Consider the following 12,113-nt stretch of genomic DNA (forward strand, 5'->3'; position numbering starts at 1 on the left):
TACTAAGCCACCAGTGAGCAGCACCCGCTGAGCCGAACAGCGATACCGAAGGCCCCGGTGGCCGGCCTCCCCAGGCCGGCCCCGGGGCCTTCGGCCGTTGCTCGAAGAGCAGGGGCGCTCGGCGCGGCCCAAGGCAAACAGGCCGGGGCCAGCTCTCGTCCGGACCCGCCCGGCGGAATCCGAGTCGGGGATTTCCAGACCGTCGAAGGGCTGCTGCAATCGTCCCGTCGGTACGGGGGCCCGAGCCGGGGTGGTCAGGCACGGGTACGGTCCTCTCCGCCGCCGTCCGCCAATTCGCAGGGCCTTCGACGTGCCGCTACGCCCGGCGGGCCCTCACGCGCTGCGCGGCGTACCCGCTCGCGGAGGACACCGGGAGGGCGGAAAGGCGGCATGACGGCCGTACGCAACATCGTGTGCTTGGGCATCCTGATCAAGGCCGGCCGATTCGCGAAGCGGTCATCCCCCTGCTCTTACCCTTGGCATGGCACCGCAGCTGAAGGAACCAAGAGCACCCGATCGGAGCCTGGATCACGGACCTTGTACGCACTGCCCATGCCGCTCATGGCGGCCTTGTCATTGCATCGTCCGATATCCGGCGCCCAAGAGTCGTCCCGTAATCCCGTTTAAGCTGAGGTCACGGTGTGTCCGGGCCGGCGCCGATGGCGCCGGCCGAGTGAAGCGAATACCCGAGGTCTCCGGTGAGGATGCGCGGGTGTCGCCGCCACCACCACAGGTCGGGGCCGGGAAGCCTGTGGAACTGGTCGAGTGCCATGCCGTCGTCGTCGATTGTTGCGGCCATGTACCGGTCGTCCAGGGCTTTGATCTGCTTGGTCCAGAGCTGGACGATGTGGTCGTCCAGCAGGAGCCACGCCTCGTGCAGCCAGTTTCGGCAGTAGAGGTCGTTGGTGTATTCGTGGATGTCGTCGCCGTAGCCGCGCTCGATGGCGCTCACCAGGGCGGCCCACGCGTTCACCCTTTCAGCGAGCGTGAACGCCGTCCGCCAGCCGCGCTGGTGCAACAGTTCTCCGACCTCGGTTTCCGTAGCCACGGATGTGAGGTTCTCATGCCGAATCCGTCCGGGCGAGTGAGGTGTGTCGAGCCAGAGCAGACGGGCCTCGCAGCGTGATCAATCGACGAGCCCTGACCGACCTGGAGGAGGTCCTTGGGCGTGGCGACGGACCGGTCAGGTTGAACGACGGCGGGGAGCTGGTCATCTCGCCGCTGACGGCAGGACATCCCGTCCGAGGCTGAGGAGCTGCACGCCGAGCTGGAGCGGATGCTGCCGAACGCCGATCGCCTCGCCGCTGGTGGAAGTGAGCGTGGAAGCGCACGGCTGCCCGATGTCCACCTGCGCCGCCCCGCGGGCTCCCCGTGCAGGATCGGCGAAGGCATGGTGGCGATGAGCACCACACCACCCGCTTCCGCCTCGTGACCCAGCTCGCCAAGACGCTCAGCGTGCCGATCCCCGCCATCCGGAAGCCGGGGTCGGTGCGGACCGAGCTGCCCCGGCCCATCAGCGCCGGCGCCGAACCGGTCGGGCACGTCCGCCTCGGCTACGCACAGCCCTCGACCGCCCGGCAGTCCCTCGACGCCCAGCTCGACTGCCTGGCCGAACCCGGAGCGACGCGAGTCTTCTCGGAGAAGATCTCCACCCGCGCCACTTGGCGCCCCGAGCTGGAGGCCGCCGTCAAGCTCGCCGGGGGGATCTGCTCCTCCGGCGTCGCCGTGACCCTCGTCGTCCACGAACACAAACGGCTCGGCCGCGGTATCGAACTCGCCATGCTCGCCGAAGAGCTGAAGGCCCGTGTTCACCGTGTTGGCGGCCATGTCCGGCATGGAGGCGCGAGTACATCCGCGACCGCACCCTCGAAGGCCACGACTCCGCCCGCAAACGCGGCAAGACCATCGGCGGCGCGGGCGTCACCGACGAGTCCATGCTGTCCATGGCCCTCCACCTGCGCGGCCAGGAGATGAGCCTGCATGACATCGCTGCCCGGCTCGTCATCACCACGGGCAAGAAGAAGAACCGGCACCCGTCGCCCGCCCCGCTCATGCGCATGCTGCGCGAACCCGACGAGCGCACAACCGCGATGGAACCCGCGCGCTGACCTGCGCCTCAGCCGTTGGCGTTCCTTTTTCGGCGAGTACTCCTGGGACCCCGAGATCCCCGCGGGCTCATGGAAACTGAAGGCATTTCAATGCGAACCCGCGGGTGCGACCCCCTGATTCTGGGCGATGAGCCCGCGGGTTCGTACTCGACTCGCTTGGCTGATGGGGCCCTTTGCACCGCCCTGCGCTCGCAGAAGAGCCAGACCTCCTCACCGAGTTCCCCGGCCGGAGCATCGGCGACAGGTGCTCCGACTCACGGGGTAATGGCGTCGTGCCGGTGCGGTCAAGTCGATGTCTTCGCGTCTCTGCTTCGGTCGATCAGGGCGGCGAAGGCGTCGAGGACGCGTTGCAGGCCGAACGAGTAGGCGTGGGCGGGGTCGTAGGCGCTGCTGTGTGCGGCGCCTGCGGCTGCGCCGACGCGGACGGCGGTGGGGTAGGCGTTCTCGTCGAGTACCCGGGCGAGGAGCGGGGCGTTCAGCTCCCACCATTGTTGGTCGTTCAGGGCGCTGTCGTGCTGTGCGGCGCGGACGTCGGCGACGGCGCGGGCGCATGCTTGCACGAAGGTGAGCAGGTGGGTCAGGCAGTCATCCATCTCGACGTCGCTGAGGCCGAGGCCGTCGAGCCCGGACAGTTCGTGCTCGTACTTTGACATCTGCCCCGGCCCCAGCGGAGGCCTGACCGTGGAGACGGTCGTGGCCCATGGGTGGCGTTCGAAGAGGGCCTTGTTCTCTTCGGCGATAGCGGTGACGCGTTGGCGCCAGGGCTGTCCGGTGGTGTCGGTGCGGGGCATGCGGGCGTAGGCGGTGTCGAGCATGAGGTCGAGGAGCTCGGCCTTGCCGGGGACATAGGTGTACAGCGTCATCGGCACCACGCCGAGTTCCTTGGCCACCCGGCGCATGGTCACCGCGTCCAGGCCTTCAGCGTCGGCGATGGCGGTGGCGGCCTCGACCACCGCGTCGATGCTCAGCCCCCGTCGCGGTCCTCGGCGACGGTCAGGGGAGGAGCCGCGCCACAGCAGTTGCAGGGTGTGGGCCGGGTCGCCCGAGCTGGTTCGTTCCGTTGGCACGGGGTCATCCTCTCGCAATCTAACTCTGTACGGTGTACATTGTACTGCGTACAGAGAATGTGCTCAGTGCGATCTCGGAGGAGCTTTCATGAAGATCACCTCTAGTGCCGTTTCGCTCAACGTCGACGATGTCCCCGCATCCAGCGCCTTCCTCATCGAGCACTTCGGGTTCCGCGAGGAGATGGCCGCCGACGGCTTCGCGTCCCTGACGCGCGACGACGCCGGCATGAACGTCATCTTTTTGCGGCGGGGGCTGGACTCCCTGCCGGCGGATCAGCGCGACGAGCACGCCGCAGGTCTGATCCTCGCCTTCGTCGTCGAGGACCTCGAAGGCGAGCTGGCGCGCCTGCGCTCCGAAGGCGTCGCGATCACCATGCCGCTGACGGACGAGGAGTGGGGTGAGCGCGCCTTTCAGGTCCGCGACCCCAATGGCGTCATCGTCCAACTGGTCGACTGGAACGCACCCACCAGCCGCTGAGACAACAGGCGCCGCGGCCCCAAAGCGATGACACCCAGTCAGGGTCACAGGGGCGTCGTGAGGAGAGGCTCCGACCTGTTGTTGAGCCCCTCAACCAGGTAGAGAACGCGAGCGGCTCCGGAGGTTCTCGAATTTTCGAGGATCCCCAACAGGGCCACCCTCGGCGGCCTGCTCCAGCAGGGCCCGTGCGGAATCCGCGTAGCGGATCGCCGTCTTCTCGTCCAGGCCGAAGGCCCCGGCGAGGTGGAGCGGGTCGGGCTCGTGGACGAGGGCTTCTTCGAGCCGGCGGTCGATGCGGAGCCGTTCCGGGGTGGCGTCCTGGCCGTGGAGTTCGTGCTTGATCCACCAGCCGCTGACCGGCCCGGTTTCCAACGCGGTCATCTGGTTGATGAACAGGTGGGGGTTGGCGGTGTTCGGCCAGCGCCGACGCCGGTAGTCCAGCCAGGCCGGCAGCATCTGGTGGGTGAGGTCGTTCATGGGGCGGGTGCGTCCGGCGATGGTGAGCCGGCGGTTGCCCAGGTCCACGTCGTTCAGCTGGAGAGCGGGACTCCAGCTTGAGGGAGACCGGCTGGCCGGACCACAGCCCGGACCTCTTCCCCGCCGAGATCACCAGCCCGTGCTCGGCCAGGCCCCGCTGGAGCTCGGACGCCTTCCAGACACCCTTGTTCGCGGCCGTCAGCCGCAGAATCCACCTCATCGGATCAGCCCTTCCAGCCGCTTGGCGGCCCGCTCGGTCCCGGCGGCCCAGGCATCCTCGACCCGGGTCTGCTGGACGTGGACGTATCGCATCGTCGTGGCGATCCAGGAACGCCCCAAAACCTCCTGGATTGCGAGCCAGTCAAGGCCGTTCTCATAGAGTTGGGACGCGCAGAAATGCCGCAGGACATGCGGCGTCAGCTGCTTGCCCCATCCCGGCAGGTGCGCCTTGGGGGCGTCCTTGAGTCCGCCGCGCAGGGCGTCATCGCCCACCGGGCGAGACGAGCCGTCGGCGTTCTTGCGTTCGGAGGGGAACAGCGGGGCGCCGGGGCGGGTGTGGTCGTCGTCGAACTGGCCCCAGACGTCCTCGATGAACCACCGCAGCGTGCGGTCGGCACCGTTGATCAGCGGCACCATCCGCTCGCGCGGCCCAGAGCCGGGGCGCCCTTGCCGTGGCGGACGTGGAGTTTGCCGAAGCGGCCCAGGTTCCACTTGATGTCGTCCAGGTCGATCTTGCATGCCTCGCTGCCCCGCAGGCCGACCTGGGAGATCAGCTTCGCCGCAGCGTAGTTCCGGGCGGTCGGGGCGAACTTGCGGCAGGTGGCCGGCTCGCCGCCCCAGCCGGTGAACAGAGTCCCGATCTCCGGCCCGGTCGGCGGGATCCGCAGCTGGGCGTCCTCGGCGCCGCGCGGCCGGTTCATCGCGTCGATCGGGCACTCCACCACCCGGCCGGTCATCCGGTGGGGCTCGACCTTGTGCCGCAACTCCAGGAACATGAAGTACGTGGTCAGCGCCTGCGACCGAGCCAGCCGGGTGCCGCTGGGCGAGTTCCGCAGCACCTTTCCGAAGTACGCGTCGGCGTCGGCGGGCTCCACGTCCCACAGTGGCCAGCCGAACCAGGTCCTGACCTGCTCCAGGTGCCCGACGTCGCTCCAGGTCCCCGACGTCGCCGCGGATGGTGCCTCCGCCAGGCCCGCCGAGGCCCGCGCGAGGACGAACCCGGAGAGCACGTCGGCCTCGAACCGCTCCAGTTCCTCCGCCGACGCGGGCGCCCAGTGCTCACTTCCCATGGGGGACGGCCACGACCATGAGTCGGATCGCGGTGATCGACCTCATAAGCCGCAGGCTCACCCGAGAACCCGCCTCGAACTGGCGACATACCTGACTCCAGAAGCATCAGTGGAGCGGGTGGGACCGCTGGTGCTGATCAGGCGGGGCGAAGCTCAGCCCGTTCTCGTCGAGAGCATTGAAGACGGTCACCCGACTCGTCTCGAAGACGAAGCTGACGTCGACGTTTCCCTCGGCCGGATCCCCGCCCGTCCACTCGAGCAGCTCGACCCCCTTGAGGGACAGGCCCCGCAGAGCCTGAAGTCCCGGAAGAGGATCAGAACGCCACTGCAGGTCGAAGCCGGGCCACTGAACAGGGTCACTGGGGTCGATCGAGTTCCACGTGAGGGACAGATCGCAGAACTTATGATGATTGATCTCGACCTGCTCGCCCTCGAAGTCGAACAAGACCGGGCAGTCACCGAACCACTCTTCGTCCTGACGGTCCCAGACCACCCAGACGCTCGTGAGAGTTCGGCCGGCGAGACCACGCAGTCGATGAGCATGCTCCCGCACCACGTCAGTGCGGCAGTTCAACCAAAGCGGCTGGTAGCCCGCGATGCCAAAATCGAACATTGTGTCATCTTGCCAGAGCTGCCTCACGACAGCTCGACGCAGCCCAGCCGGGCTCGGGACTCCTCGAGCTGACGGCGGGCCCCGTCCTGGTCCTCGTGTCCGCTGCCATGCATCCGCGGATCGGCTCCGACGGCGACCTCACCGGTGACGGCCTGCCCAACCTGTGGTCCGCTGACACACCCGGCAAGTTCACGGTCTTCCCGGGGGTGGACACCACCAGCCCGTACCCCTCGGTGACGGGCTTCGCCCCGGCCGTCTGACCGGTGCGGCCGGTGCGGGTCCCCCGGCGCCGAACGTGTGCCGCAGGACCCGCATGGCTGCCTGAATCCGCTTCCGCCGGTGAATGGAGCGGCTGCGCCGGCCGCCGACGCGAACCACCGGAACGGCGTTCGCCCGCGCGCTGGAGCCGGTGGACGAGATCGGCGTGTTCCAGCTCGGTCGGCTGAGGCTGTGCAGGATTCGCCGAGCGTGATGTCGGCGCTGGCTCGATATGGCCACCCGGCTGCTGAACACGGCGAAGCGGAAGACGGAGAAGGCGCGGCTGTCTACGGTGCCCCAGTGGGAGAAGGCGTCACGCGTGCTCGCGCAGGCGGCGAAGGTGATGTTCGAGGAGCAGGAGGCGGACCTGGACGTGGCCGCGCTGTGGGCGGACGCCGTCTACGGTCAGGCCCTCGTCAGCCTCACTTGGATCGAGGCCCTGCCGTGCAGCCTGCACGGCCTGCCCCGCAAGGACTACCCCTTCGACGCAGCGTTCCTCGCCGTGGCCCACACCATCCACACTGATGCTGGACCGCCTGTGCTGGCGTCGCCCCAGCCCCCGTGTCGTCGCCGTCGTAACCGACCAGCGCTCCGCAGTCCTCTGGGTCCGCGCTGGCGGCGACCTGACGACGGACAAGGGCTACACCATGACAGTGACATAGGAGAAGCCCGGCCCAGGCCCGGTCGAGGTGTTCGCGTCTGCTCTGTACGGGTGGCGGTCATGGTGGTTCGAGACCGTCCTGGACCTGCGGGGCGGAGGTGAGGAAGGCAAGATGTCGCCGGTCCGGATGCGAGAGCTGCCCCCGCCGCCGGGGTGCTGGCGGCCCCGAGCTCTGCGAGGGCTCAGCTGCTGAGCGCCCAGAAGCCCCACACGACGAACCCGACCGGCACGATCACGGCGACCGCGCCGAGGGCGATTCCGGCCCGCGCCCACCCGCGAGCGGGATCCGGCCGGCCTCGGGTGTCGCGCAGGGCACCTATGCCGGAGACCAGCGCGATGATTCCCATCGGCACGATCAGGTAGAGCGGGAAGTACCGCAGCCAGACGGGGAAGACCGCGGCCGGCAGCCACGGGCATCCACCCATCGCCAACGCCAGGGCGCCCGCGGACAGTGAGAACTTCCCCGTCCGGGCCCGGGGGACGGACAGGTCTTCGTCGTCGTGGCCGGAGGGGGCGGAATCCATCTCGGGGTACGGGCCGTATGCGCCAGAGGGCGGGACAGAAGTGCTCATGCCCCCAGCCAACTCTGCCCAGCCCGCCGGCTGTATCCGCGCTCGTACTCAGATTCCCCAAGGCCCCGTAACTCCAGGGGCCCCTTCACCGCGCGCACGCCGAGCACCGTGCCTACCTGGCACGGCTTCCCTGGAGCGTGGAGCCCATGACTGGCTGGACACGGGGCGAGCGCTGCTCCCATCGCGGTGATGCCCCCGACAGCACCGGCTGGAGCGACGAGCAGAAGCAGAAGGTCGCCGAGATGCGGGCGGAGATTCCGGAGTACCGGCGGCGTTGCGCCGCGGGGCTCCGTCCCAAGACATGCTGAGCGGGGCGGACCGAAGCGGTGGACGGCTGCCCCCGCGATGCGTGCGCTCAGGCGCAGCCCGGCCCCTGGCTGACGTCCCGGATGGCGCACCGACCCCGATTCGAGAAGGACCCGGCCGGACACGCCCTGAGTGCGGCCCCGGGCGCCGGCCGCGGCGTGGTCCCGGCCTCCCTTGAGTCGACGGCGGCCTCCGGGGTCGGTGGCTTTGGTCACCGTCTCTCCGAGCTGGTGACCAAGGACGGCCAGGTTCTTGGACCCTGTGCGAATCCAAGCCCGTCGACGGGCTCACAGAGGATCCGCGTCGAACCCGCTCTAGGTACTTCGGCGCTTCGGACTGAGTACCTGCGCTCTGATGTGTGTTCGGGCGGGCCGGAACAGTGGGGGCCATGACCAAAGGACTGCAGAGGCCTCTTCTCCGCCAGTTGTCGACCCCGTTGCTGGCCGTGGTGGCGATGGTGGCGTGGGCTGCCTGGCTGGGCTGGGACCAGCATCGTGACGTGCACCCTGACGGTTCGCAGACCGGCCCCTACGAGGCGTGGCAGGTGATCGGGCTCGGGCTGACGCTGGTGGCGGTGGTGTCCTGGGCGGCTTTCCGGGAGTACGCCGCGGCGGCCGTGCTCGGTACCACCGCCGGGCTGACCGTGGCCGCCTATTACGACTGGTCGGACGACTCGAGCGGGCTCTTCATGATCGGAGTGTGCCTTGTCATGATCGGGAGCCTGGTCGTGACCGGCGTCCTCGCGCTCGTGATCACGTTCTCGGAAAAGGCCCGAGGGGCCCGGCTCAGAGCCTGATCCCTCGCAGCCCGACATCCCCACCGTCGGAGCTCCGCTGGTCAGTCCGCTGGGCGGCGTGGTCGCCGTCGTGGCCGTCACCCGTTGGCGGTGCCGGGTGCTCAGCGCTCTGGCGATGGCCGAGGAAGAACAAGACGGACTTGCCCTCGGCTTGTGCATCGACGACGTTGCGCCTGGTCCACGGCCGCGGGTGAAAGGCGCCCGCCGCCTGGAGGTTTTCGTGCAGCGCACCGGCTACTGGCCATGAATCAGCGGCACGGCTCGGGCTGGACGTCGGCCAGACGCCCTCGCTCTGGGCCGAGCCGCATGAGCGTTGTGATCCATCAGACATTGCTCCGAGCGATGACTTTGTTGGTGTCGGTCAGTCAGACGAGTGACAACCCAACTTGAGGAAGGCACGTTCATGACCTCCACGCTCAGAGCGTCCCATCATGTTGTTCCCGTAGCGGCCGCCCTCCGGCACCGCACGGCGGTACGCCGGTGGCTGGCCGGTGGTATCGCAGCCGGTCCGGTGTTCCTCGCGGTCGGTGTCGTGCAAGGCATCGCCCGGGACGGCTTCGACTTCCGGCGGAACGCACTCAGCCAGCTTGCGCTCGGCGAGGCGGGCTGGGTCCAGACGGCCGGCTTCCTGCTCGCCGGCACCTTGCTGGTGCTGGGTGCGGTGGGTCTGCGCCGGGCGCTGGGCGGAGGGCCGGGCGGTACCTGGGGTCCGGTCCTGGTCGGTGTCTTCGGCGGTTCGTTCTGGGCCGCGGCGGCATTCCCGGCCGATGCCGGAGCGGGCTTCCCCGCCGGAGCTCCCGACGCGGCGGTGATGAGCGGCCACGGTGCACTCCACATGGCCGCCGGAATGGTCGGCTACCTGGCTCTGTGTGCCGCCTTCGTCGTCCTTGCCCGCTCGCTCGCCGCCAAGGGGCACCGCAGGTGGGCCGCGGCCTCGCGTCTCGCCCCGGGTGTCGTCCTCGCCGGCTTCGCAGCCTCCGCCGCCTCCGTCTTGGCCTTCACAGTCGGCGCTGGCCTCGGTCTGCTGTGGCTGACGGCCGTGATGACCCGCCTCGCCACCACACCGGCCGTCGCTGACAGATGACCGATGACCGCTGACCGCCGACCGCCCGTCCGGCGGTGCGGCCCACCTCGGCGGGACCGGCCCGCCGCCGATCGCATCACCATCACCCCGACAGGAAACGAGGAATCCATGGCCGCCGCAGCCGCAGTGAAGGGCCCCGCCAGCTATTTCCCCTCCATCGAGAAGAAGTACGGCCGCCCGGTCGCCGAGTGGAAGGAGCTCATCCGCGCTTCCCCGCTTACCCGGCACATGCAGCTCGTCGACTGGCTCAAGTCTCAGCACGGCCTGGGCCACGGCCACGCCAACGCCTTGGTCGCCCACACCCTCGCCGAGGGCGCCGACACGTAGTCAGGCGGGGGCTTCGCCGTGAGCTCCGAGCCGGGCGTCCTCGCCCAGGCGGTCCGGCAGGCCGAAGAGCGGGAAGAGGCGGTCGGTGTCACGGTAGGCCGTGATGCCGCTGATCCGGTCGCCGCGGAACTCGAGGACCTGCAGGGCCCAAGGCGCGTAGCCGACGCCGTCCGGGCAGGGGCGGTACTGGCCGAAGGCGGGGGAGCCGTTCGCCACCGTCGGGACCAGACGCGAGCCGCGGCAATCGACCGCGGGACCGGTGAGCCACGCATGGATGGCGGGGACACCGCGCATCCACTTCGCGTACGGCGGCAGGCACAGCGTGGCGTCGACGTGGAGGAGCATGTTCAGCTCCTCCATGTCGTAACGGGAGAAGGCCGTGGCGTACCGCTCGGCCAGCACCCCGCGGACGCTGTCGTCGGACGGCCGGGCGGCCGGCCCGTCCGTCGCGTGGTGGCGGCGGTCGGCCAGCGTGGCGCGGGCCCGCTGCAGGGCGCTGTTGGCCGAGGCGACGGTGGAGCCGTGCAGGTCGGCGACCTCACGCGCCGAGAAGCCCAGGACGTCCCGCAGGATCAGCGTGGCCCGCTGCCTGGGCGGCAGGTGCTGCAGTGCGGCGACGAACGCCAGCCGCACCGACTCGCCCGTCGTCGCCGCCACCTCAGGATCGCCGCCGGGGCAGGGTTCCACCCACAAGACGGAGTCCTGCGGGGGTGCCGGAGGGGTGCCGCCCTCGCTGGGGCCGGACAGGTCTATCGGCAGCGCCCGCCGCTTTCCCGTGGCGAGGGCGTCCAGACACACGTTGGTGGCGATGCGGTACACCCACGACCGCAGCGTTGACCGGCCCTCGAAGCGGTCGATGCTCCGCCACGCCCGGACCAGCGCCTCCTGCACGGCGTCCTCGGCCTCGGCGTACGAACCCAACATCCGGTAGCAGTAACCGGTCAGCTCCCCGCGGTACTCCTCGAGCTCCTCCGCCACTGCGCCGGGCGCCCCGGTATCCGCCATGTCGCACCTCCGAGTAAAGCTGGTCAGTCGCGGTACACGAGGACGAACTCCCCGTAGGGATGCGTGCCGTGGAGGTCCGCCGTCTCGTCGAGGGCCCTTCGCAGGGTACGCAGATGGCCTGTGGTGAGCTGGAGCGGCGGCTCGTCCGGCTGGTACGTGGTGCCGCGGGGGTAGTCCTCGCCCGGCGTGGTGGTCATCTCGATGTGGCAGCCGAGGACGTGGCGGACCGGATGGTTGGCGCAGAAGTCCAGAAGCCGGTCGACGGTGGCCGAGTAGGCAGTCCGGTCCTCGATGTAGAGCCGCCCCGGATAGAGGGAGTCGCCGGTCAGCAGGAGGCCGGTGTGGCGGTCGTGGAAGACCACTGCGGCCTGCTGGTGGCCGGGGCCGGGGATCACATCGAGGATCCGGCCGCCCAGGTCCAATGCGCCGATGCGGTGCGGCCAGTCGGCGAGGTCGAAAGCGGCCGTGACCTCCTCCAGTCCGGGTCCCACGACCGTGGTGAGGGGCCGGTCCGCGAACTGCGGGTCCGCAGCGATGTGGTCGCCGTGTCCGTGGGTGTGGGCGACCAGCAGTGAGTACGCGGGCCTCGGATGGCGCTCCAGCCAGTCCGCCATGAGCCGGTCGACCGTTTCCCGCAGCGGGAAGTGGGCCGGGTCGGCGGAGGCGCCTGTGTCGAGGAGCAGCGCCCGTTCATTGCCGAAGAGGAGGAAGAGGAACGGGGCTTCGTAGTGCACGGATTTGTTCTGGCGCAGGAGCACCGTGTGCTCGGAATAGGCGTGGATCTGGATCTCCGGTGCCGGGTCGTGCTTCGGAGAGGGCCAGCCCGCGTGCCAGACGACGTCGAGACTGCCTGCGACCGGGGCGCCCCGGAGAAAGTCGATCACGAGTCCAACCTACCCCTCGTCGCCACGCCGGGGAGCGAGCCGTCGGACGAGCACAGCCCGCACAGGCCCCGCGGCTGGCTCACGCAGGCTCCAGCGCTGTCGCAAGGCCGTGCGCCGCGCGACGGCTTGCCCGTCAGCGGAACCGCGAGGCGTCCGAGGGCGGCCCGCACCGGTGCGGGCCGCCCTGA

16 protein-coding genes and 2 pseudogenes are annotated in these 12,113 nt (G+C 69.5%); 8 read left to right on the forward strand and 10 right to left on the reverse strand.

Features of this window, described 5'->3' with window-relative positions:
- Positions 1-634: 634 nt before the first annotated feature.
- Positions 635-1,048: a hypothetical protein gene (locus ABZ924_RS19195; RefSeq protein ID WP_361910758.1), complete on the reverse strand. Its 414-nt coding sequence runs from the start codon at positions 1,046-1,048 to the stop codon at positions 635-637.
- 380 nt (positions 1,049-1,428) lie between these two features.
- Between ABZ924_RS19195 and ABZ924_RS19200 the strand changes: the two genes are divergently transcribed.
- Both ABZ924_RS19200 and ABZ924_RS19205 read left to right on the forward strand, forming a co-directional pair.
- Positions 1,429-1,974: a recombinase family protein gene (locus ABZ924_RS19200; protein WP_361910761.1), complete on the forward strand. Its 546-nt coding sequence runs from the start codon at positions 1,429-1,431 to the stop codon at positions 1,972-1,974.
- Positions 1,971-2,108, forward strand: a complete 138-nt coding sequence (locus tag ABZ924_RS19205) for a hypothetical protein (RefSeq protein WP_361910764.1) — start codon at positions 1,971-1,973, stop codon at positions 2,106-2,108. Before ABZ924_RS19200 ends, ABZ924_RS19205 begins: the two co-directional genes overlap by 4 nt.
- A 284-nt stretch (positions 2,109-2,392) precedes the next feature.
- Here ABZ924_RS19205 and ABZ924_RS19210 read toward each other — a convergent pair whose 3' ends face one another.
- Positions 2,393-3,175: a TetR/AcrR family transcriptional regulator gene (locus ABZ924_RS19210; protein ID WP_361910767.1), complete on the reverse strand. Its 783-nt coding sequence runs from the start codon at positions 3,173-3,175 to the stop codon at positions 2,393-2,395.
- Positions 3,176-3,263: 88 nt separating this feature from the next.
- Between ABZ924_RS19210 and ABZ924_RS19215 the strand changes: the two genes are divergently transcribed.
- Positions 3,264-3,653: a VOC family protein gene (locus ABZ924_RS19215; protein ID WP_361910770.1), complete on the forward strand. Its 390-nt coding sequence runs from the start codon at positions 3,264-3,266 to the stop codon at positions 3,651-3,653.
- Between the two features lie 90 nt (positions 3,654-3,743).
- On the opposite strand, the gene ABZ924_RS19220 is transcribed toward ABZ924_RS19215, so the two are convergent.
- The 5 genes and pseudogenes from ABZ924_RS19220 to ABZ924_RS19240 form a co-directional block, all read right to left on the reverse strand.
- The gene (locus tag ABZ924_RS19220) at positions 3,744-4,178 is read right to left on the reverse strand and encodes a hypothetical protein (protein ID WP_361910773.1); all 435 of its coding nucleotides are present in this window, start codon (positions 4,176-4,178) and stop codon (positions 3,744-3,746) included.
- 22 nt (positions 4,179-4,200) lie between these two features.
- A pseudogene (locus ABZ924_RS19225) lies at positions 4,201-4,350 on the reverse strand (XRE family transcriptional regulator); the annotation flags it as partial.
- Entirely contained in the window at positions 4,347-4,766 is a 420-nt protein-coding gene (locus ABZ924_RS19230; protein ID WP_361910776.1) for a tyrosine-type recombinase/integrase, read from the reverse strand. The pseudogene ABZ924_RS19225 and the gene ABZ924_RS19230, both read right to left, overlap by 4 nt.
- On the reverse strand, positions 4,754-5,419 hold the full coding sequence (locus ABZ924_RS19235) for a hypothetical protein (RefSeq protein WP_361910779.1): 666 nt from the start codon (positions 5,417-5,419) through the stop codon (positions 4,754-4,756). The genes ABZ924_RS19230 and ABZ924_RS19235 overlap by 13 nt, the downstream gene beginning before the upstream one ends.
- Before the next feature lie 106 nt (positions 5,420-5,525).
- A complete protein-coding gene (locus ABZ924_RS19240) occupies positions 5,526-6,032 on the reverse strand; it encodes a hypothetical protein (RefSeq protein ID WP_361910781.1) in 507 nt (168 codons plus the stop codon).
- Between the two features lie 95 nt (positions 6,033-6,127).
- On the opposite strand from ABZ924_RS19240, the gene ABZ924_RS19245 reads away from it, so the two are divergent.
- Positions 6,128-6,292, forward strand: coding sequence for a hypothetical protein (locus tag ABZ924_RS19245; RefSeq protein WP_361910784.1), 165 nt, complete (start codon positions 6,128-6,130; stop codon positions 6,290-6,292).
- Positions 6,293-6,375: 83 nt separating this feature from the next.
- Positions 6,376-6,681: pseudogene (locus ABZ924_RS19250) on the forward strand (hypothetical protein); the annotation flags it as partial.
- Between the two features lie 452 nt (positions 6,682-7,133).
- Here the strand turns inward: ABZ924_RS19250 and ABZ924_RS19255 are convergent.
- Entirely contained in the window at positions 7,134-7,523 is a 390-nt protein-coding gene (locus tag ABZ924_RS19255) for a DUF4190 domain-containing protein (protein WP_361910787.1), read from the reverse strand.
- A gap of 694 nt (positions 7,524-8,217) precedes the next feature.
- Here ABZ924_RS19255 and ABZ924_RS19260 point away from each other — a divergent pair.
- The 3 genes from ABZ924_RS19260 to ABZ924_RS19270 all read left to right on the forward strand — a co-directional run bounded on the left by ABZ924_RS19260 (position 8,218) and on the right by ABZ924_RS19270 (position 10,036).
- Positions 8,218-8,625: a hypothetical protein gene (locus ABZ924_RS19260; RefSeq protein ID WP_361910790.1), complete on the forward strand. Its 408-nt coding sequence runs from the start codon at positions 8,218-8,220 to the stop codon at positions 8,623-8,625.
- Between the two features lie 403 nt (positions 8,626-9,028).
- Complete coding sequence (locus ABZ924_RS19265) at positions 9,029-9,709, forward strand: DUF998 domain-containing protein (RefSeq protein ID WP_361910793.1); 681 nt, start codon at positions 9,029-9,031, stop codon at positions 9,707-9,709.
- A gap of 108 nt (positions 9,710-9,817) precedes the next feature.
- Positions 9,818-10,036, forward strand: coding sequence for a DUF4287 domain-containing protein (locus ABZ924_RS19270; RefSeq protein ID WP_361910796.1), 219 nt, complete (start codon positions 9,818-9,820; stop codon positions 10,034-10,036).
- On the opposite strand, the gene ABZ924_RS19275 is transcribed toward ABZ924_RS19270, so the two are convergent.
- Together ABZ924_RS19275 and ABZ924_RS19280 are read right to left on the reverse strand one after the other, a co-directional pair.
- Positions 10,037-11,041 carry a sigma-70 family RNA polymerase sigma factor gene (locus ABZ924_RS19275; RefSeq protein ID WP_361910799.1) on the reverse strand — a complete coding sequence of 335 codons (1,005 nt, stop codon included), beginning with the start codon at positions 11,039-11,041 and terminating at the stop codon, positions 10,037-10,039.
- Positions 11,042-11,064: 23 nt separating this feature from the next.
- Entirely contained in the window at positions 11,065-11,925 is an 861-nt protein-coding gene (locus tag ABZ924_RS19280) for an MBL fold metallo-hydrolase (protein WP_361910801.1), read from the reverse strand.
- Between the last annotated feature and the right edge of the window lie 188 nt (positions 11,926-12,113).

Source organism: Streptomyces sp. NPDC046876 (genome assembly GCF_040645035.1).
Classification (GTDB): Bacteria; Actinomycetota; Actinomycetes; order Streptomycetales; family Streptomycetaceae; genus Streptomyces.

Coding starts and splice junctions, on each gene's coding strand:
- ABZ924_RS19205 (WP_361910764.1), top strand. CDS start 1,971: ATGAGCCTGCATGACATCGCTGCCCGGCTCGTCATCACCACGGGCAAG.
- ABZ924_RS19215 (WP_361910770.1), top strand. CDS start 3,264: ATGAAGATCACCTCTAGTGCCGTTTCGCTCAACGTCGACGATGTCCCC.
- ABZ924_RS19230 (WP_361910776.1), bottom strand. CDS start 4,766: ATGGTGCCGCTGATCAACGGTGCCGACCGCACGCTGCGGTGGTTCATC.
- ABZ924_RS19235 (WP_361910779.1), bottom strand. CDS start 5,419: ATGGGAAGTGAGCACTGGGCGCCCGCGTCGGCGGAGGAACTGGAGCGG.
- ABZ924_RS19240 (WP_361910781.1), bottom strand. CDS start 6,032: ATGTTCGATTTTGGCATCGCGGGCTACCAGCCGCTTTGGTTGAACTGC.
- ABZ924_RS19255 (WP_361910787.1), bottom strand. CDS start 7,523: ATGAGCACTTCTGTCCCGCCCTCTGGCGCATACGGCCCGTACCCCGAG.
- ABZ924_RS19260 (WP_361910790.1), top strand. CDS start 8,218: ATGACCAAAGGACTGCAGAGGCCTCTTCTCCGCCAGTTGTCGACCCCG.
- ABZ924_RS19265 (WP_361910793.1), top strand. CDS start 9,029: ATGACCTCCACGCTCAGAGCGTCCCATCATGTTGTTCCCGTAGCGGCC.
- ABZ924_RS19270 (WP_361910796.1), top strand. CDS start 9,818: ATGGCCGCCGCAGCCGCAGTGAAGGGCCCCGCCAGCTATTTCCCCTCC.
- ABZ924_RS19275 (WP_361910799.1), bottom strand. CDS start 11,041: ATGGCGGATACCGGGGCGCCCGGCGCAGTGGCGGAGGAGCTCGAGGAG.